This window comes from Pseudohongiella spirulinae (assembly GCF_001444425.1).
Taxonomy (GTDB): domain Bacteria; phylum Pseudomonadota; class Gammaproteobacteria; order Pseudomonadales; family Pseudohongiellaceae; genus Pseudohongiella; species Pseudohongiella spirulinae.
In genome coordinates this window covers 1,661,833-1,681,495 of sequence record NZ_CP013189.1, presented here as the reverse complement: position 1 = coordinate 1,681,495, position 19,663 = coordinate 1,661,833, and the positions used below count along the sequence as shown (strand labels likewise).

Sequence of the window (19,663 nt, the reverse complement as noted above, 5' to 3'; positions counted from 1 at the left end):
CATTGATTGACTTTACCTTTGCGAATAATTAAAAATTCCTCTGTAGTGGTATTGACACGGTTTGCGGGGGAGGGAGGACAGGGGTTAGTAATACTGTCCTTTTGTCTCATATTTTTACCTTTCAGGGATAATCCAAGCAGTATGATTGACTGGGTAACAGCCATCATTCCGTTCGATCATGAACCGCTTAACAGCGGCTCAGTGCTCAAGATTGCCCCTTCGGGTGAGATTGAATGGGAATCTCCATGCCGGATCCAAGTTGAGGGATCGCACGAATCCGGCATTCAAGTCAGAAGTCATGGCGGCAATGGGGAAGGGCGAGCATCTGAACTTATGCTTCACGGTAACCCTGCTAAATTTTTGCAAGGACATAACGTATTTGGCATCGATGATTTGAGGATGCTTGTGTTTGGAGCATTTATCAACGTTTGCAATGTGCTCAAACTGAATCCAGATAGGCGAGTATACGAACGGGTCGCTGCGGGAGGCTATCGGCTGACGCGTATTGATATCAACTACATGTACGAACTGCCCAGTGCTGCTGATGTCCGCTCTTGGCTTCGAGCAGCCGAGTACAAGAGCAAAACTCGTCATGGCAGACCATCGAGCAAGGCCGGCACCCTATACTGGGGCAAGAACTCCAGAAGGTGGGCCATTAAGGCATACAGTAAAGGGGAGGAGATCAACGGACCTAAATCACACAAGTTGCCAGATCGGTTTTCCGAAACGCCGATAGCCGAATTTGCACAAAACAAGTTGCGCATCGAACTGACATTAAGAGCTAAAGAACTCGAAAAAATCAATCTATTACAAGCTGATGAATGGGGAATGAAGACCCCTTATCAGATATTTAATGACTATGTGAAGAGAATCGAGATGAGCGAACAAATAGCGCTAACAACAGACAAGCTGAGCGAGCTGCCACGCCACCTGAAAGGCACCTATATACTTTGGCGTAGTGGTGAAAACCTTCGTGAAAACCTTTCTAAACCTACGTTCTACAAGCATAGGAAAGAGTTGCTTGAACTCGGTGTCGATATCAATCTTGCGGTTGATTCTGTTGATCGATCCAATGTTGTGCCGTTGATCAGGGTTCTTGAGGCTCAGCCGGTTCAAACGCCAACGTGGGCCTATGATCTGCGCCTGATATATCCAGAGTGCGCAGCGTGACGCTGCGCAGATTCACACGGCTTGCCGGGGGGAGCTGCTCAGCGTCAATTAGCCAGGTGATTCGTCATGCCTAAGCTTAATAGAGAAATCTCTGATCAGGTATGGAACTCCATGATCTGTATGGCTCTGAAATATCAAACCAAAATTGGCCGTTTCAATAATCGGCGCTATGAGCGTAAATTTGTCTATCTGGTGATTAATTTGTGCCAAGGAGCTTCGATCCTCGTCGAAACTGGCGCAATTCACTCATGGGCAGCGGGTTTTCGAAGGCTTCATGCAATTCAGGAAGAGGTTATCAGCCAATTCAACCGGATTTACGGCAAAACTCATTTAGATCTATAGAGTTATGTTATTTCCGGTAATCTTTATTATTAACAATAGGTTGCCGATATTATTTACTTTAAGGGCTGGAATGATAAAAGAGGCCGGATCCATATAGGTGGGTCTAAAAATCCCCCCGGGCCAGCGTTTAAGTTTGAGTCCTTGTGCGGGTGCCACTTCGCAACGCTTGATGTTCTTCCAGTTCAAAATCCTGCACTGGAAAGCCTCTGCCAGACCTGTCAGTCGGTTTTTCGCAAATTACCTGCCGGGTCTGCTGTGCCTTTAACTGTGACCCCCAAGTTACTATAGAGTAACTTGGGGGTTTGCCCGCCCGGCATAGAGGGCGGTTTTCTGATGTCCCGATGGTGCGGTGCTAGTGATACCGCACCAAATTCTCAAAATGAGACAAATACGACGTCATGATTGACTGGCTGTTTTTTGCCTTGTCGTCAAGGCTCCGCACAGGGGGCCTCTCAGTCTGTATTTTTCTTGAGTACTGGATCAAAATTACCTGCAGACCAGACGATCTTCGGCAATATCCGGCCTTTCTCTGTGTTCAGCATGGCTTGTGCGCTTTTTGCCATGCAATAGTGGTCTATTACATCAATCAGCACAGCCTGGCTGTGATCATCCAGCAAAGCGGCACGCTCCAGGGTGGTAGCCATAAGCCCTGACAGCCCAATGGTGGCCTGATCCTGTAAAAGACTGTTTGGTGAGCACTCCAGCGCGTTTAGTAGCTTGTAGACCGTCGAGAGTTTCGGGTCAGCACTGTCACTTGTCTCCATGGTTGAGATGTGGCCGTGTTTGATCCCTGTCATATCTGCCAGCTCTGCCTGTGTCAGATTCTTTTCCCTTCTGAGTCTTCTTAGGTTCTCCCCGAAAGACATAATTTCCCCCTTTTTGTGGTTAGCCTTTCACTGTAGGGCGAATCATATACCCCTGTTTGGTAATCATTGATTGACTTTACCTTTGCGAATAATTAAAAATTCCTCTGTAGTGGTATTGACACGGTTTGCGGGGGAGGGAGGACAGGGGTTAGTAATACTGTCCTTTTGTCTCATATTTTTACCTTTCAGGGATAATCCAAGCAGTATGATTGACTGGGTAACAGCCATCATTCCGTTCGATCATGAACCGCTTAACAGCGGCTCAGTGCTCAAGATTGCCCCTTCGGGTGAGATTGAATGGGAATCTCCATGCCGGATCCAAGTTGAGGGATCGCACGAATCCGGCATTCAAGTCAGAAGTCATGGCGGCAATGGGGAAGGGCGAGCATCTGAACTTATGCTTCACGGTAACCCTGCTAAATTTTTGCAAGGACATAACGTATTTGGCATCGATGATTTGAGGATGCTTGTGTTTGGAGCATTTATCAACGTTTGCAATGTGCTCAAACTGAATCCAGATAGGCGAGTATACGAACGGGTCGCTGCGGGAGGCTATCGGCTGACGCGTATTGATATCAACTACATGTACGAACTGCCCAGTGCTGCTGATGTCCGCTCTTGGCTTCGAGCAGCCGAGTACAAGAGCAAAACTCGTCATGGCAGACCATCGAGCAAGGCCGGCACCCTATACTGGGGCAAGAACTCCAGAAGGTGGGCCATTAAGGCATACAGTAAAGGGGAGGAGATCAACGGACCTAAATCACACAAGTTGCCAGATCGGTTTTCCGAAACGCCGATAGCCGAATTTGCACAAAACAAGTTGCGCATCGAACTGACATTAAGAGCTAAAGAACTCGAAAAAATCAATCTATTACAAGCTGATGAATGGGGAATGAAGACCCCTTATCAGATATTTAATGACTATGTGAAGAGAATCGAGATGAGCGAACAAATAGCGCTAACAACAGACAAGCTGAGCGAGCTGCCACGCCACCTGAAAGGCACCTATATACTTTGGCGTAGTGGTGAAAACCTTCGTGAAAACCTTTCTAAACCTACGTTCTACAAGCATAGGAAAGAGTTGCTTGAACTCGGTGTCGATATCAATCTTGCGGTTGATTCTGTTGATCGATCCAATGTTGTGCCGTTGATCAGGGTTCTTGAGGCTCAGCCGGTTCAAACGCCAACGTGGGCCTATGATCTGCGCCTGATATATCCAGAGTGCGCAGCGTGACGCTGCGCAGATTCACACGGCTTGCCGGGGGGAGCTGCTCAGCGTCAATTAGCCAGGTGATTCGTCATGCCTAAGCTTAATAGAGAAATCTCTGATCAGGTATGGAACTCCATGATCTGTATGGCTCTGAAATATCAAACCAAAATTGGCCGTTTCAATAATCGGCGCTATGAGCGTAAATTTGTCTATCTGGTGATTAATTTGTGCCAAGGAGCTTCGATCCTCGTCGAAACTGGCGCAATTCACTCATGGGCAGCGGGTTTTCGAAGGCTTCATGCAATTCAGGAAGAGGTTATCAGCCAATTCAACCGGATTTACGGCAAAACTCATTTAGATCTATAGAGTTATGTTATTTCCGGTAATCTTTATTACCGGAAATAGTGAGTACGGGCAGGCAGCTGGCTAAATTGTCAGCTGTCTGCATTTATGCCAAACTGCACCTATGATTATCAGCCGTATCAAATTACTGTGTTTTCTTTGCATATTCTGCCTGCCGGCGTCAGCTATGGCAGGTATTCTGGCAGAATGTGCAGAGCTGCATGCCGCGGGTATCACGCATTCAGAACCGCAGGCTGATTGCCATGGTACTGACATGCTGGAAACCTCTCAGTCTCACCAGGAAGCAGCTGACAATGCAGCCTGCTATCATTGTGACAGTCACTGTTCATCCATTAAAAACCTTTCTCCGGTTGCATCATCTGCACTGGTTTATGCTCTGGTCAGCTCTCCTGATTCAGAGCGCGGCAAAGATACTTGTAATGGCTACCCGCGTAGCCTGCAACGCCCGCCATCTCAGATCTGACTTCAAATGTAACGCAGCATTGCCTGCGATTGCCCTGATTGTCTCACCAGCGATCTGATTGCCGGTGGTAACACACATTTGAATGTTGGATTTTTCATGAAACGAACTTTCCTGATAATTGGACTGAGCGGCCTGTTTCTGAACGCCTGTGTATCAGCATCATCGATGCGTTCAGAAGCTCCGCAATATGACAGACACTCGCAATTGGCAGTGCTTTTGGAATCTGCTGATACAGCGTATACAGAGCAGGTATTCAGTGATCCTGCTCAGGCTCAGCGTTTTGCTTTGAGCCTGTCACCGAGGGTTCAGCAGATTCTGGCTGAACTGCAGATTCAGGATGCAGATTTATGGCAGCAACAGCTGCTTTCAAATCCTGAATTTGAGCTGGGTTTGATGATGCCGGAAGATGGTGGCCGCTGGCAGCTGGATGCCGGGATCAGTATTCCCCTGGTGGATATTTTGACGCGCAGTAAACGTCTGGAGGTCGCGGAGTCACGCCATGAGCTTTGGCAATTGACTGCTTTACGGGACCTGACGCTGTTTTTGCAGGATGTCCGCCAGTCGTGGATTGAGCTGGTCTCAGAAAGACATAAATATTCGATAATTCAAACGATTACGGAGGCATCTTCAGTTGCCAGCGAGCTGGCTGGACTGATGTATGAGGCCGGAAATCTGACTGAACTGGACTATCTTGGTTACCAGGCTGCGTTGGCCGAGCAGAGGATCCGTCTCGATCAGACAAAAGCGCATGCTGAGGCTGCCGAGAGCCGTTTGCGGGCACTGCTGGGCCTGGAAGCTGAAGCATCTTTCCAGGTACCAGACAGATTACCGGAAATCCATACCCGGACGGACGTTAAAACACATGACTTTGCCACTGTCTGGGACACAGCCCGGCAAACTATGCCTGAGCTGCAATTGCTGAATGCACAACTCAAGCTCAGAGAGGCCGATTTGGCGCAGCTTAGTCAGGAAATAGCGTTGATGTCGCCCGGATTGCATCTTGAAACCGAGCGCGAGTCAGATGGTGAGCGCAAGCACGGCCTGGCAATATCTCTGAAACCTGTAGTATTTGATCGCGGGCAGGCGCGGTTTGCGGCTCTAAACGCGCGAACTTTACTGCTGCAAGCGCAGGCTTCTCAACTTGAAAATAAACTAAGTGACCAGCTCCGACAGGCTTTTATCCAGAGAGAACAATCATCAAAAAGCATTCGGCAACTTGATCAGGCTGACCTGCCCCGTCTTGAGCAGATGCTGAATCTGGCAGTCCGGGAATATGATTTTATGCTTCGTGGGAGTTTCGATTTATTAAAGATTCGCGGTATGGCACTGGACAGACAACTTCAACGGGTTGAGCTGCTCGCCAGCTTCTGGAATTCAAGCGCAGAAATTGCGCGATTCAGTGGACAATTGACCGTCGCGCAAGGAGAACAGCATGATTAATCGTCGTCAGTTATTGCTTGGCAGTGCAGCCGGACTGGTCGGTCAGGCCTTAACCAGTAATCGCGGTATTGCCCAAACCACAGGTATTGCTTCCGGGATACCGTCCCGGCAGGGAGTTATCACCCCTAATGGGCGCTCCCTGCCCTGGCGAATACGCGATGGAGTCAAAGAATTTCACCTGATTGCCGAAGAGGTTGAACATGAGTTTGCTCCGGGTACAAAGATAAAAGCATGGGGATACAACGGTTCTACCCCCGGCCCTACCATCGAGGCAGTGGAAGGAGATCGGGTCCGCTTCTATGTTACCAATCGTCTGCCGGAACCAACTACCATTCACTGGCACGGATTGATTCTGCCTTTTGGTATGGACGGTGTGGCCGGATTAACACAAAGAGCCATTCAGCCAGGTGAAACCTGGGTTTATGAGTTTGATCTTAAACAGCACGGCACTCACATGTACCATCCCCATGCTGATGAAATGCTGCAAATGGCGATGGGCATGATGGGTATGTTTATCATTCATCCCCGGGAAGCTGAAGAGAATCCTGTCGACAGGGATTATGCCCTGCTCCTTCACAACTGGGCTGTTCATCCAGGCACCTATCGTCCAGACCCCGCAGTGATGACGGAATTTGATCTGTGGACGATGAACAGCAAGGTTTTCCCTGCCATAGATCCGCTGCTGGCTCAAACCGGCGAAAGGGTGCGTGTCAGGATCGGCAACCTTTCTATGTGGAATCATCCCATGCATATGCACGGGGTGCAGTTTGATGTCACTGGTTCCGACGGCGGCCGCTGGCCCAGGCAGCAGTGGCGTAAAGAAGTGACAGAGATAGTTGGCGTTGGCCAGACACGAGATCTTGAGTTTGTTGCTGTGGCGGGCGACTGGCCGCTGCATTGTCACATGTCACACCACACGATGAATGCCATGGGGCATGACCTTCCCAACACTCTTGGTGTTAATCAGCGCGATATAGTACAGCGTATGCGCGCCCTGGTGCCCGGTTATATGGCCATGGGAGAGACGGGGATGAGCGAGCATCAGAGCCACATTGACATGGGGCATATCAATGGTCCAGAGAATACCCTGCCGATGATGGGTGGCCAGGGTCCCTACGGTGGCATGGAGATGGGCGGCATGTTTACCCTGATCAAAGTGCGCGACCGGATGGATGCCGCGCCCGGCCAGGATCCTGGTTGGTATCAGCCGCCAGAAGGTACTCAGGCTTATCCGGTGACCGCGGCTCCTGAAGACCTGCCATCCTGAAGCGGATCAAAACAGACCCAGTTACGGCCCATGGACTTGGCTTTATAAAGTGCACGATCTGCGCGGTTGATGAGTTCATCAGTTGACTCATCAGCCCGCAGCTCTGCCAATCCGGCAGAAATGGTTAATCCACCGTCGGCTTCTATGATCTTGCGGATATCTTCAGCAAGATAGGCGGCCTGATTCATGCTGGTATTTTCGGTAATAACTATGAATTCTTCGCCACCAAAACGAAACAGTCGGTCGGTTGGTCGCAGTCGCGACTGAATCAGCAGACTCAAGTTGCGCAGGATTTGGTCACCGGTTGTATGCCCTTGTGAGTCGTTGATTTTTTTAAAATTATCCAGATCCAACATGATCACGGTAGCGGGAATGTGAGCACGTGTATACTGACTCTTTACCCGACGCAGTGCTTCTTCAAGCGCAGTCCGGTTGCCGGCGCGGGTCAGTGGATCGATAGTCAACATGCGATCCAGCTCCAGATTCTTCTTCTCGAGTTGAGCCGAGAATGCAAATAAAAACACATTAATCATGCCGAATGCAGCACTGAATCTGAATGCGATATCGGCGCTGTCAAAAGCCAGTAATGCGCTTGCCAGACAGGCAATGACGTTAATGATCAAGGCGGGATAGCGGTCAACGATATAGTAGTTCGCGACCGCACTGGCAAATATCCAGTAGCTGCCTATAAGCCCCATCTGCATGTGGATTATGACGGTCACACTCATCTGCATGACAGCCAGAAACAGCGCTATCCATGGGTTAAACCCTCTTTTGCGCAGCAAATACAGGCTCAATGACTGCATTATAATTACCGGCGTCAGCAACATACTGAAGAGAGGATTGCCCCATACAAGGTGGTAGATGGCAAACGGTGCCCCGACACAGAGTCCGCATAATGCAACGGCGATCAGTACCCGAGTGTAAAACTCCAGGTCGTGAGATTTGGCTGCGCTGATCGGCACGTATTTATGCATGTTGATTTAGCCCCTAATTGCAACGGGTGTTCGCATAGTGACAAACTCCTCGGCAGCTGTTGGATGAATACCGATGGTGGCATCGAAGTCAGCTTTGGTGGCGCCTGCCTGTAAGGCAACAGCCATGCCTTGAACTATTTCTGCAGCGTCATCACCTGCCATGTGGACTCCCAGTACCTTGTCGGTTTTTGCATCGACCAGCATCTTCATGTAAGTGAAATGTTCACGTTTGCTCAGCGTGTATTTCAGCGGGCGAAACCGGCTGGTGAATACCTTGACTGAGGCGTACTGCGATAGCGCCTGCTCTTCAGTCAGCCCGACTGTCGCAATCTGTGGCGTTGCGAACACAGCTGAGGGAATCAGATCATAACGCATCTGACGATTCTGTGAATCACCAAACAGCTGATTGGCCAGCAACTGTCCTTCGGCAAGGGCAACGGGTGTCAGGGCGACACGATCTATTACGTCTCCGATGGCATATACACCACCGACTGAGGTGCGAAAGTGCTCATCAACAACAACAGCGCCGTTATCGGTGAGTTGCACCCCCGCCTCTTCCAGGCCCAGATTGTCTGAATTCGGCTGGCGGCCGGTAGCAAACAGCACGGCGTCGGTTGTCAGCTGGCTGCCATTATTCAGATCCAATGTCAGTTCCTGTTGCCCTGAATCACGGTTAATGCCAGTGACCTGGCAGTGCAGGTGCAGATCGAACTCATGGCTGGCACAGTCAGTATAAAATTGGCGGATATCCTGATCGAAGCCTTTTAGTAGCAGATCTCCTCGATGTATCAGGGTGACACTACTGCCCAGGCCCCGGAAAACGCCGGCCAGTTCTGTGGCGATAAAACCGCCACCGACAATCACCACCCGTCGGGGCTGCTCAGTCAATTCAAAGAAGTCGTCTGAGTTCATTGCCAGTTCAATGCCAGGTATGGATGGCATAAAAGGCGTACCGCCGGTAGCAACAACAATATGACGGGCTGTGATAAGTCGCTCACCAACCCGAACCGAATTGGCACCTTCGAGCTTTGCCCTGCCCTCAATAATATCAACCCCCGCGTTTTTCAGCAGATTCTCGTAGATACCATTCAGACGCTTTATTTCCTGATCCTTGTTGGTTTTGAGTGTCCGCCAGTTAAACTGACCCTGTGCGATACTCCATCCAAATGAAGCTGCATCCTTGAGATCGGACTGAATATGCGCTGCGTAGGTATAAAGTTTTTTGGGAATGCAGCCAACGTTGACGCATGTTCCGCCCAGAAAACGGGCTTCAGCGACCGCTGTTCGCGCTCCGAGGGCGGCGGCGGTGCGTGCTGTCCGTACGCCGCCAGAACCGGCACCAATAACAAAAAAATCGTATTCGAATTCAGACATAATCAATTTTCAGCTAACAGAATTTTGGGATGTGACATAATCACGAATCTTCGCATTGTACATGCTCTTGACCGGAAATCTTATTGTTTCTATGGAAGAAATTGATATCTGTATTGTAGGCGCCGGAGCCCTTGGTCTGGCTATTGCCAGTCGTCTGTCTGAGGACTTCCCCGCCTCTGTTATCGTCGTCATTGAGCAGCATTCCCTGCCCGGCCAGGAAACAAGCAGCCGCAACAGCGAGGTTATTCACGCCGGGCTTTATTATCGCCCCGGAAGCCTGAAGGCGCGTTGCTGCGTTGATGGACGCGAGCTTCTGTATGCCTTTTGCCATGATTACGACATTAGCGTAAGAAAAACAGGCAAACTGATAGTTGCTCAGGCTGGAGAGGAAGCACAGCTGCAGACCATACTGGAAAATGCGAGTCTCTGTGGTGTTGATACGCTACAGCTTTTATCAGCCACCGAACTGCGCAGACGAGAGCCGGAGATACGGGGGTTGGCGGCCATATGGTCTCCGGATACCGGAATCATTGACAGTCACGCCTACCTTGAAACTCTGGCGGGTCTGGCTCAGCACCGAGGTGTGATATTCGCTAACAGAACACGTTTTAACGGTGCCCGGTATGATTGGCAAAGTGGGCAGTTCAGATTGGCTATTCAGTCTGGAACAGATAGTATCGGGCGCAGCGAAGAAGGCTTGCAATGTCGTGTACTGATTAACAGTGCTGGTCTTGGTGCAGCAGCCGTCGCAGAAACGATCCATCTGGAAAACGGTCTGACAACCGTGGCACCACAGATGCTTTACAGCAAGGGCAATTACTTTAGCCTGACAGGACCTTCACCCTTTCAAACCCTGGTGTATCCGGTTCCGGACATTTCAGGGCGTGGTCTTGGAATTCACGCCACGCTCGATTTACAGGGACACTGCCGTTTCGGGCCGGATGTAGAGCCTCTCGACCAAAACGTCTTTGACCCGCGCCAGCCCGACTATCGGGTTGATAGCAATCGTCTGGACGATTTTGTCGGTCAGATTCGACGCTACTATCCCGGCCTTTGTGAGGGGCGTCTGATGCCCGACTACTCGGGCATCAGAGCTCGCGCCTTGACTGGCTCTGGCGAGACCGATTTTGATATTCGTTACCATTGGCAGACCTCGGCAGCTGTGATTCATCTGCTGGGCATCGAATCTCCCGGATTGACAGCCTCACTGGCAATTGCAGCCCGGATTTCAGAGCAAATTCACGACTCCCGGCTGCTCAATAAGGTGATTACTGATATTGGGACTGCAGGTCAGTGACCTGGGCATACAATTCCGCAGTGCCATCTTTTTTAAGTAACAGCACATCGTAGGGCTGCAGCCGATCACCCACCTCCATGCCGGGACTGCCAATCGGCATGCCAGGTACAGCCAGGCCGATAGAGTCGGCTGGTGTGTCATCCAGATAACGGCTGATCAGGTGGGCCGGTATGTGACCTTCAAATACCGCGCCGTTTTCAGCTACAGCGGTATGACAGGAGTGGTAACGCAGACCGATGCCGCGTCGGAGTTTTTCCAGCGTCAGCTCGTCGTTGTTCAGATGGTGAACACGAAAGCTGAAACCTCTGTCTTCGGCGTGATCAACCCATAATGCACAGCAACCGCAAGTCGGACTTTTGTAAACATCAAGTGCAACAGTATCACGGCTTTGCGCCGGACTGCAGGCGATCAGAATGGCACACAGGCCAATGAGTACAAAACTGGAAACAGCACGCATAATCCTCATCCTCCACTGGGCTCTGTGGAAGATTCTACCGCAATTTGCGTCTCGATTCTGCCAATCAATTCCCTTGCCGCGGGCGGCAACTGTACTGCGATGCCTGCCGGGAGCATGTCACTGAGCGGCGCGGGACTGATCCATACGACACGCACCTGACAAAGCTCTCCTGCTGATTCACCAGGCAGGCGCAGAAGCAGATAAAAAGAGCTGTTGACGCCGGACAATGCCGATTCCGGTATGAAGAGCCCCGCCGGTTGCACAAATGGCAGATAACAGGCTCTCAGGGTATTTAGGTCCCGGTAATGAAGTTTAACAATAGTCTGCTCTGGCATAGGGTTACAGACACCTTCCGTGGTCCTGATTTCATGAAAACGCCGACCTGAATCCCAGCCAGCGTCCCAGCAGGTATTCAAAACCAAGCAGCTGATTAACATTGGCTGTGGAACTGAACTGCTGATAAACCGACGTGATTTCCCGGTGCAAGGTCAGCAGTTGCTGCATATTAGTTTTGATTGCGGGGTCCTGGCGTTGTCGGCTCAGTTCCCGAAGTCTCTCCAGACACAAATCCTCCAGAGTATGTATAGCATGTCTGAAGTCTTGCTTCTCACAGAATCGTGCCACCTCGGTCACACTGATATCGCCCCGATGTAATGCGGATAGTTGCTCATGTAAGAGCACGCGCCACTGCGGTATACCCTGTTCCAGTAAATCCAGGGCGTAAAACGGTTGCCGGGGCGCCAGTTGAGCGGCACTTCGCAGTAGCTGCGAGTCTGATGCGGACTGCTGACTCAGCCAGTTCAAGCTCTGCTGCAGATCAGGGGGCGGCAATGGTAATGGCTGACAACGGCTGCGTACCGTTGGCAGCACATGATCACCGCTTTCAGATACTAATAAAAACAATGTCTTGCCCGGGGGTTCTTCAAGGCTTTTGAGCAATGCATTGGCTGCTGCGGGAGCCAGTGCAGCAACAGGATTAATGACAACGATTTTGTAGGCGCCGGTCTGGCTGCTGGTCTGTTGAACATGCCCGGTCAGCTGGCGGATCTGATCAATCTTGATAGCCTGACTGCCTTCTTCCGGGCTTACCCAAAGGATGTCGGGATGCTGATCGCTGGCATTCAGCAAACACTGGCGGCACTCTCCGCACGCCGTATCTCGCGAGCTGGTGGTGTGCTCACAAAGCATATACGCACACAGTGCTGTCACGAACTGGTGACGACCACTGCCTTTTAACCCGGTGATCAGATAAGCATGTGCCAGGCGGTTACTGCGAACCTGCATAATGAGCTGCCGCCAGCTTGGTTGTTGCCATTCACAGGGTTGCTGAGCAGGCATTTTAAATTGCTCCCCCGGATCGACGACAGAAATCAAGCAGGCCATTGTGAATATTACGCTGTACATCTGCCAGTGGCTGGCCGGCATCAATTATCAGGTATCGTTCCGGATCGCTTGCTGCCCGCCGCAGATAGGCCTGTCTTACGCGCGAGAAGAACGCTACAGCTTCCTGTTCAAATCGATCCGGTTTGCTGCGGCGTCTGGCCCTGCTCAGGCCGAGTTCAGGCTGAATATCCAATAGAATCACCAGATCCGGCCGCAAATCCTCTTGCACCAGCGACTCCAGTGTGCAGATCGTATCCTGGTCCAGCCCTCGCCCGCCGCCCTGGTAGGCAAATGTGGCGTCCGTAAAACGATCGCACAACACCCACTTGCCCGCCTGCAAGCCAGGTTTAATCAGCGACGCCAGGTGCTGAGCCCGCGCCGCAAAGACCAGCAGCAATTCGGCTGTTGCATCCATAACGTCGTCGCGCGGAGTCAGCAGCAACTCGCGGATTTGTTCAGCGAGCGGTGTGCCCCCCGGTTCACGTGTTGTCACAACTTCCAGCCCCTGCTCCGACAGGCACTGCCTGACCCATTGCAGGTTGGTTGTTTTGCCGACCCCCTCAATCCCTTCGATGGTAATAAACTTGCCGCGTGCTCCTACCCCTGTGCTCATGACTACTCGCTTGTATTGTTGCGCAGATAACGCTGCACTGCTTGATTGTGTTGTTCCAGTGTATCGGAAAATTGATGGCTGCCATCGCCTCGCGACACAAAATACAGCGCACTGCCTGGTGCGGGATGCAGGGCTGCCTGCAGGGAGTCCAGTCCGGGTAGTGCTATAGGTGTTGGCGGCAAGCCATTGATTCGATAAGTATTCCACGGGGTTGTGGTATTCAGGTCACTGCGTCGTATCACACCTTCGTAAGTCTCACCCATGCCATAAATGACAGTCGGGTCCGATTGCAGTCGCATACCCAGCGCCAGGCGCCGCACAAACACGCCGGCAATATCTGGTTTTTCAGCCTGATGTCCTGATTCCCTTTCGATGATGGAGGCCATGATCAGGGCCTCCCAGGGACTTCCGTAAGGGGTCTCATGTGCCCTGACAGGCCATTCAATGTCAATAATGTCCAGCATGCGCTGTTGGGCGCGACGCAGTATCTCCAGATCGGTGGTGCCACGGGTGTGAAAATAGGTGTCCGGAAAAAGACTGCCTTCCAAAGCCGGCCAGGGCGATTGCAGAGCCTGTAAAATGTCTTTTTCGTCCAGTCCCTGCAAGGTTGCCTGAACAGTATCAACAGCCCACAGGTTTTGCAGAGCCTGCTTTGCTGTCCAGCCCTCAATGAATGTCACGGGATATTGAACATTGCGACCTGACAGCAGCAGAGCCAGCAGATCCCGCGGCGTCGAACCGGTTTCAACTGCATATTCGCCGCTTTTTATGGAGCGGTCCTCGCCACGAAATCTGACCCAGCCTGCAAAAAGGCGTGGCTGTTTAAGGCCCAGTTCCTGCGACAGCTGGTTGGCGAGCCGATTGACGCCGGTGCCCGGTGCAACATTGATGATTGCAGTCTGCTGCTCTGTCTGCGCCATGGTGATTGGTGTGTCGAGATAGTTAAGGAACCACAGGCCCGCTGCAAAAACAGCAGCGACCAGACCCAGGCTAATGCCGGTATAAATTTTGAGTGGAGCCAAGCGCATCTTCATCGGCTTATTATGCCAGAAGAGATTGTAATTCTCTGATGTAATTGTGCTGCCCGAGTCGGACAGGCGGTGAGTCTTCGCTGCACTCGTTAGACAGCCAAAGTTGCCTCAGGGGAATAATGCCAATGATGCTGTTGCAGATAAAAGCGCTGTCGGCTGTGGTCAGGTCCCGGGGGTAGATATCAGTGACCCTCACAGGCCAGTTGCTGTCGTTAGCAACCTCCAGCACACACTGGCGCATGATGCCCTTTACACCGGCATTTACAAGGTTCGGCGTCATCAATTCATCATTGCGGATCAAAAAAAGATTGCTGCGGGTTCCTTCAATAACCCGGCCCTGCTGATCCAGCATCAGGCCTTCAGACATGCCATTTATCTTGCCTGAAACACGCTGAACTTCTGCGCTACCCAGTACCTGATCGAGGCGATTGAGGTGCTTGATACCGCACAGCGTCGGGTTGCTGCTCAGCCGGTGATTACACAAAATACAATCAATACCGGTTTGCTGATACTCAGGCAGTCTGTCTGGTACGGGGTGTGAGCTAATGATGATACGGCTGGCGGGGTTGTCCGGTGGTGTATATCCACGGCCACCGCTGCCGCGGCTGATAATGAGTTTAACGACCAGCTGCTGATCTGCAGTGCTGCCGGCAAGGATGCCCAGAAATGACTCTAGTTGTTGCTGTATCTTTGCCTGCTCAAAAGCTATGCCAAGTACCGCGCAGCCGTCTCGTAGCCGACTCATGTGTTTATCGAGTCTTTTCAGCTGACCGGCACTCCAGCTCATGGTCTCGAACAGGCCATCTCCGTATTGTATGGAGCGGTCGCTGGCAGGCAGCAAATGACTGGCCTGCCCGTCGATAAATACCAGCGCGGTCATCCCGATTAGCGGTTCGGCTGGCTGAAAATCAATGAGCCGTTGGTGCCACCAAATCCGAATGAATTACTCAGCACGGCTCGAAGTGCGGCATCACGACTGTTTTTCGGCACATAATCCAGATCACAACCTTCATCCGGAGACTCAAGATTGATTGTTGGTGTGATCAGCTGGTGATGCAAGCTGAGCACGCTGATAATCGCTTCAACGGCTCCAGCGGCACCCAGCAAGTGGCCGATCATCGATTTGCTGGAGCTGACGGCCAACTTGTTGGCATGATCACCGAACACCGTCTTGATGGCCTGGGTTTCCGCCAGATCGCCGGCCAGAGTCGAAGTGCCGTGGGCATTGATATAATCGATCTGATCGGGATTCAGCCCGGCACTGTTTAATGCGTTTTGCATGCAGTTCGCGGCACCACGACCATTTTCCGAGGGCGAGGTCATATGGAAAGCATCTGCACTCATGCCAAAACCAAGTAGCTCTGCGTAAATTGTGGCGCCGCGTTTTACTGCGTGCTCATACTCTTCCAGAACCATGACACCTGCGCCATCACTGAGCACAAAACCATCACGATCCTTGTCCCAGGGACGACTGGCCGCCTGAGGGTCATCATTGCGAGTAGACAGTGCCCTGGCCGCGCAGAATCCACCCAGACCAACGGGCGAGGTTGCCATCTCGGCACCACCGGCCATCATCAGGTCAGCTTGCCCGCTGGCAATCATCTGGGCAGCAAAACCGATATTGTGAGTGCCCGTTGTGCAGGCTGTGGTCAGCGCAATATTGGGCCCTTGAAGGTTGTAACGGATAGATAAAGAACCCCCAATCATGTTGATGATCGAGCCGGGCACAAAAAATGGGGACACTTTGCGGGGGCCGGAAGTACGGATAAGCTGGGCGGTATCTTCAATGGCAGTGATGCCACCGATTCCAGAACCTATCGCGGCTCCGAACCGCAAGGGGTCGAATGAAGACGCTGTTTCACTATCAAATCCGGCATCGCGCATGGCCTGAATGCCTGCGACCATGCCGTAAATGAGGAATACATCCATACGTTTGGCATCTTTTGCTGCCAGGTACGGTTCGTAATCGAGCGCCTTGATCGATCCACCAAAGCGTGTGCTGAAAGCTGAGACATCAAAATGCTCGATGGGATTGATACCGCTGCGGCCTGATTTGAGGCCATCCCAGGTGGATGCAACATCATTTCCCAGCGGCGTTACCATGCCCAGGCCGGTAACAACGACTCGTCTGCCATTCAAAGCTTGGTTCTCCACTTGATAAACAAAAGCTACTCCAGGTGTGATGCCGGAGTAGCTTTTGTTTAATTCAATCCGATAAGCGGAATGCTGTTACAGGTGCTGGTTGATGTAGTCAATTGCCAGCTGAACAGTAGTGATTTTCTCGGCTTCTTCGTCCGGAATTTCAGTTTCAAACTCTTCTTCGAGAGCCATAACCAATTCCACGGTGTCCAAAGAATCAGCGCCCAGATCTTCAACGAATGAAGAGGAAGCCTTAACGTCTTCTTCCTTTACCCCAAGCTGCTCGCAGACAATTTTTTTCACGCGTTCTTCAATGCTGCTCATAACTCTTATTAGCTCCTAGTACCTTAAGGTTTGTCATGCATTCCGATTAAATTGGTTATTATTTGACCAACTGACATAATCCGAATCGCAAGTTTACATCTATTTGGGTGTGCTTGTAATCTCAAACAGGAAAATAATTCCTAAGTTTTATGCTTTTCGATAGACTCTACCTCGTTATTATTATGTCAGGCCATGTACATTCCGCCATTGACCTGGATGGTTTCACCGGTGATATAAGCACCGGCATCTGAGGCCAGAAAACCCGCTACAGAGGCGATTTCTTCGGGTCTTCCGAAGCGAGCCAGCGGGATCTGGGCCAACAGGGTTTCAATCTGTTTTTCATTCAACGCACGGGTCATGTCAGTATCAATAAATCCCGGTGCGATCGCGTTGACGGTAATGCCACGCGAGCCAATTTCGCGAGCCAGTGAGCGGGTAAAACCTTCGGCAGCGGCCTTGCTGGCGGCGTAGTTGGTCTGCCCCGGATTGCCGCTGGAGGCAACTACCGAACTGACATTGATAATGCGCCCCCAGCGGGCCTTGGTCATAGCCTTGACCGTGGCGCGGCAGACCCGGTACAGGGCGTTGAGGTTGGTGTTAATCACACTATCCCACTCTTCTTCTTTCATGCGCATCAGAAGGTTGTCTCGAGTGATTCCGGCGTTATTGACCAGTATCAATGGCGACGCGCCGAGCGCCTCGCTGATGTCAGTGATAACCGCGTCAACCGCTTCCGTGGAGGAGACATCCAGACAGAACCCTTTGCCTTTGATTGCATTTTCAGCAAAAAAATCCGTAATAGCCTGTGCGCCGTTTTCAGTTGTTGCTGTACCAGCCACAATGACACCACGTGAACCCAGCTCCGCAGCGATCGCGCGACCAATACCACGGCTTGCGCCAGTCACCAGCGCAACTTTCCCTTCAATACTCATGCAAAACTCCTATAAATTATCTGACGCCTTCCAGGGCTTCATTGAAAGCAGCCAGGTTATCTGTGGCATAACAGTCAATCTCTGGATGAATGCGCTTCACCAGGCCGGCGAGTACTTTACCGGGGCCACATTCTACTATTTTGCCAACCCCAAAGTCTCGCATACAGTAAATCGTATCCACCCATTGCACGGGCATGTACAACTGTTTAAGCAGATTCTCACGAATATCGCCAGGTTCACGTGTCGCCCTTCCATTGATATTCTGCACTACAGGCAATGAAGGGGTTCGAAACTCGGTATCTGCCAGCTCACCCGCCAGCTGCTCTGCCGCCGGTTTCATAAGTGCACAATGCGATGGTACACTGACATTCAGTGGCAGAGCCCGCTTTGCTCCGGCTTCTTTTAGGGCCGTCATGGCTCGCCCTACGGCTTCCCTGGTTCCGGCAATAACGGTCTGACCCGGTGAATTAAAGTTAACGGCAGAAACCACCTCTCCTTCTGCTACCTGCCGGCAAATACTGTCAATGCGGCTGTCGTCCATACCAATAATCGCAGCCATGGCACCAGTGCCTTCCGGTACGGCCTGTTGCATGTATTTGCCGCGCATATGCACCAACCGCACGGCGTCACGGAAGCTGATGACATTGGCGCAGACGAGGGCTGAATATTCACCAAGACTGTGCCCCGCAAGCATCTCTGGCAGGCTGCCCTTGTTCTGCATCCAGGCACGCCACAGGGCTACAGAGACTGTCAGCAATGCGGGCTGAGTAATCTCGGTGCGGTCCAGAAGACCATCGGGGTTTTCCTGGGTAACCTGAATCAGATCCTGACCCAGAATGTCGGACGCTTCATCAAAGGTTTCTTTTACAACTGGCTGGCTTGTCAGCATATCTGCCAGCATGCCCTGTTTTTGTGAGCCCTGGCCCGGAAATACAAAACCGATTTTTTGCATGTCACTCTCTCATTGCTTTGTCATATTGAAGGATCGGTGAGGTCGGATGCGCTGGCCATTCGGCTGGCAATCATGGCGGGCACATTGTCTCGGGTCTGCTTGAGTGCGTGCTCGATTGCATGGACAAATCCCTGCTGATCGGCGTCGCCATGACTCTTCACGATGATACCCTGCAAACCTACCAGAGCGGCCCCGTTATAACGTGATGGACGCAGATTCTTCTGCAGGTCACTGAAAAATGGTTTGAAGATCCAGCCGAATAATTGATAATACCAGCGCCGCTGCATGCTCTGATGCATCAACCTCTGCATGGCCTTTACGGCACCGGCACTGGTTTTAATAGTAACGTTGCCAGTGAAACCATCGCAAACAATGACATCAGCAGCACCATCAAAAATCTGATTGCCTTCTATATATCCCGTGAAGTTGATATCCCGGCAACTCTGCAGCAGAGTGGCCGCTTCCTTGATTTGGGCAGTACCCTTGATCTCTTCAGCGCCAATGTTCAACAAGGCAACGCGCGCCTGTGGGCGGCCCGACAGCGATTGGGCTACAACGGCACCCATACGGGCGAATTGATACAGCTCCCTGGCGGTGCTGCTGATATTGGCGCCCACATCCAGCAGATAACTATATCCGCCCGGGCGTGTTGCAGGAATTATGGCCATAATTGCCGGTTTAGCGATCCCCGGTATGGTTTTGAGCAGATGGCGACCGGCCAGCAGGAGTGCACCGGTATTGCCTGCACTGACACTGGCATCCGCCATGCCCTGGCGCACCAGATCTACAGCCCTGAACATGGAACTGTCCCTGAAGGACCTGAGGATGCTGTCAGGGCGGTCGTGGTTGCTGATGATCTGTTGTGCGTCGACAACAGTGACTCGTTGCCGTAATTCATCTGACAGTTGTTCTAGATAAGGCTCAATTTCAGAATGGCGCCCTGCCAGTAGCAGATGCAATTCAGCATGACGCCCCAGCGCATCAATGGCTGCCGGGATGGTCACCGGGGGGCCGTAATCTCCCCCCATGACATCGATTGCGATGCGTCTGACTGGCGTCAAAT

General features: G+C 51.7%; 22 protein-coding genes. 8 read left to right on the top strand and 14 right to left on the bottom strand.

The genetic code is table 11. The features are described from left to right. Positions 1-141: 141 nt before the first annotated feature. Both PS2015_RS07610 and PS2015_RS07605 read left to right on the top strand, forming a co-directional pair. Positions 142-1,170, top strand: a complete 1,029-nt coding sequence (locus PS2015_RS07610; protein ID WP_058021645.1) for a phage/plasmid replication protein, II/X family — start codon at positions 142-144, stop codon at positions 1,168-1,170. A gap of 66 nt (positions 1,171-1,236) precedes the next feature. Then, positions 1,237-1,512: a hypothetical protein gene (locus PS2015_RS07605; RefSeq protein WP_156412686.1), complete on the top strand. Its 276-nt coding sequence runs from the start codon at positions 1,237-1,239 to the stop codon at positions 1,510-1,512. A 452-nt stretch (positions 1,513-1,964) separates the two neighbouring features. Here the strand turns inward: PS2015_RS07605 and PS2015_RS07600 are convergent, their stop codons facing one another. After that, a complete protein-coding gene (locus tag PS2015_RS07600; RefSeq protein WP_058021646.1) occupies positions 1,965-2,378 on the bottom strand; it encodes a helix-turn-helix domain-containing protein in 414 nt (137 codons plus the stop codon). Between the two features lie 205 nt (positions 2,379-2,583). Here PS2015_RS07600 and PS2015_RS07595 point away from each other — a divergent pair, with 205 nt between their 5' ends. From PS2015_RS07595 to PS2015_RS07575, 5 genes are all read left to right on the top strand, one after another. After that, a complete protein-coding gene (locus tag PS2015_RS07595) occupies positions 2,584-3,612 on the top strand; it encodes a phage/plasmid replication protein, II/X family (RefSeq protein ID WP_058021645.1) in 1,029 nt (342 codons plus the stop codon). A gap of 66 nt (positions 3,613-3,678) precedes the next feature. After that, positions 3,679-3,954, top strand: coding sequence for a hypothetical protein (locus PS2015_RS07590; protein ID WP_156412686.1), 276 nt, complete (start codon positions 3,679-3,681; stop codon positions 3,952-3,954). 163 nt (positions 3,955-4,117) lie between these two features. Then, positions 4,118-4,414 carry a hypothetical protein gene (locus PS2015_RS07585; RefSeq protein WP_156412685.1) on the top strand — a complete coding sequence of 99 codons (297 nt, stop codon included), beginning with the start codon at positions 4,118-4,120 and terminating at the stop codon, positions 4,412-4,414. A 96-nt stretch (positions 4,415-4,510) separates the two neighbouring features. Next, positions 4,511-5,854, top strand: coding sequence for a TolC family protein (locus PS2015_RS07580; protein WP_058021642.1), 1,344 nt, complete (start codon positions 4,511-4,513; stop codon positions 5,852-5,854). Then, positions 5,847-7,121, top strand: coding sequence for a multicopper oxidase family protein (locus PS2015_RS07575; RefSeq protein ID WP_058021641.1), 1,275 nt, complete (start codon positions 5,847-5,849; stop codon positions 7,119-7,121). The genes PS2015_RS07580 and PS2015_RS07575 overlap by 8 nt, the downstream gene beginning before the upstream one ends. Here PS2015_RS07575 and PS2015_RS07570 read toward each other — a convergent pair. Then, on the bottom strand, positions 7,082-8,098 hold the full coding sequence (locus PS2015_RS07570) for a GGDEF domain-containing protein (RefSeq protein ID WP_058021640.1): 1,017 nt from the start codon (positions 8,096-8,098) through the stop codon (positions 7,082-7,084). The two genes, PS2015_RS07575 and PS2015_RS07570, sit on opposite strands and share 40 nt — an antisense overlap. Positions 8,099-8,104: 6 nt before the next feature. Next, positions 8,105-9,472, bottom strand: coding sequence for a glutathione-disulfide reductase (gene gorA / locus PS2015_RS07565; protein WP_058021639.1), 1,368 nt, complete (start codon positions 9,470-9,472; stop codon positions 8,105-8,107). Between the two features lie 91 nt (positions 9,473-9,563). Here gorA and PS2015_RS07560 point away from each other — a divergent pair, with 91 nt between their 5' ends. Then, complete coding sequence (locus PS2015_RS07560) at positions 9,564-10,769, top strand: NAD(P)/FAD-dependent oxidoreductase (RefSeq protein ID WP_058021638.1); 1,206 nt, start codon at positions 9,564-9,566, stop codon at positions 10,767-10,769. Here PS2015_RS07560 and PS2015_RS07555 read toward each other — a convergent pair. The 11 genes from PS2015_RS07555 to plsX all read right to left on the bottom strand — a co-directional run bounded on the left by PS2015_RS07555 (position 10,741) and on the right by plsX (position 19,661). Then, positions 10,741-11,226 (bottom strand): DUF411 domain-containing protein, encoded by a 486-nt coding sequence (locus tag PS2015_RS07555; RefSeq protein WP_082628030.1) that lies wholly within the window; start codon positions 11,224-11,226, stop codon positions 10,741-10,743. The two genes, PS2015_RS07560 and PS2015_RS07555, sit on opposite strands and share 29 nt — an antisense overlap. Positions 11,227-11,231: 5 nt before the next feature. Then, complete coding sequence (locus PS2015_RS07550) at positions 11,232-11,561, bottom strand: PilZ domain-containing protein (protein WP_058021636.1); 330 nt, start codon at positions 11,559-11,561, stop codon at positions 11,232-11,234. A 31-nt stretch (positions 11,562-11,592) separates the two neighbouring features. Then, entirely contained in the window at positions 11,593-12,564 is a 972-nt protein-coding gene (holB, locus tag PS2015_RS07545; protein ID WP_058021635.1) for a DNA polymerase III subunit delta', read from the bottom strand. A gap of 1 nt (position 12,565) precedes the next feature. Beyond that, complete coding sequence (tmk, locus tag PS2015_RS07540; protein WP_058021634.1) at positions 12,566-13,222, bottom strand: dTMP kinase; 657 nt, start codon at positions 13,220-13,222, stop codon at positions 12,566-12,568. A gap of 2 nt (positions 13,223-13,224) precedes the next feature. Further along, positions 13,225-14,244, bottom strand: coding sequence for an endolytic transglycosylase MltG (gene mltG, locus PS2015_RS07535; protein WP_237113409.1), 1,020 nt, complete (start codon positions 14,242-14,244; stop codon positions 13,225-13,227). A 19-nt stretch (positions 14,245-14,263) separates the two neighbouring features. Continuing rightward, positions 14,264-15,133: an aminodeoxychorismate lyase gene (gene pabC, locus PS2015_RS07530; protein WP_058021633.1), complete on the bottom strand. Its 870-nt coding sequence runs from the start codon at positions 15,131-15,133 to the stop codon at positions 14,264-14,266. Between the two features lie 5 nt (positions 15,134-15,138). Further along, positions 15,139-16,392, bottom strand: coding sequence for a beta-ketoacyl-ACP synthase II (fabF, locus tag PS2015_RS07525; RefSeq protein WP_082628218.1), 1,254 nt, complete (start codon positions 16,390-16,392; stop codon positions 15,139-15,141). 90 nt (positions 16,393-16,482) lie between these two features. Continuing rightward, on the bottom strand, positions 16,483-16,716 hold the full coding sequence (acpP, locus tag PS2015_RS07520; RefSeq protein ID WP_058021632.1) for an acyl carrier protein: 234 nt from the start codon (positions 16,714-16,716) through the stop codon (positions 16,483-16,485). 185 nt (positions 16,717-16,901) lie between these two features. After that, complete coding sequence (gene fabG, locus PS2015_RS07515) at positions 16,902-17,648, bottom strand: 3-oxoacyl-ACP reductase FabG (RefSeq protein WP_058021631.1); 747 nt, start codon at positions 17,646-17,648, stop codon at positions 16,902-16,904. 16 nt (positions 17,649-17,664) lie between these two features. Then, complete coding sequence (gene fabD / locus PS2015_RS07510) at positions 17,665-18,600, bottom strand: ACP S-malonyltransferase (protein ID WP_058021630.1); 936 nt, start codon at positions 18,598-18,600, stop codon at positions 17,665-17,667. A gap of 20 nt (positions 18,601-18,620) precedes the next feature. Further along, entirely contained in the window at positions 18,621-19,661 is a 1,041-nt protein-coding gene (gene plsX, locus PS2015_RS07505) for a phosphate acyltransferase PlsX (RefSeq protein WP_058021629.1), read from the bottom strand. Positions 19,662-19,663: the final 2 nt, after the last annotated feature.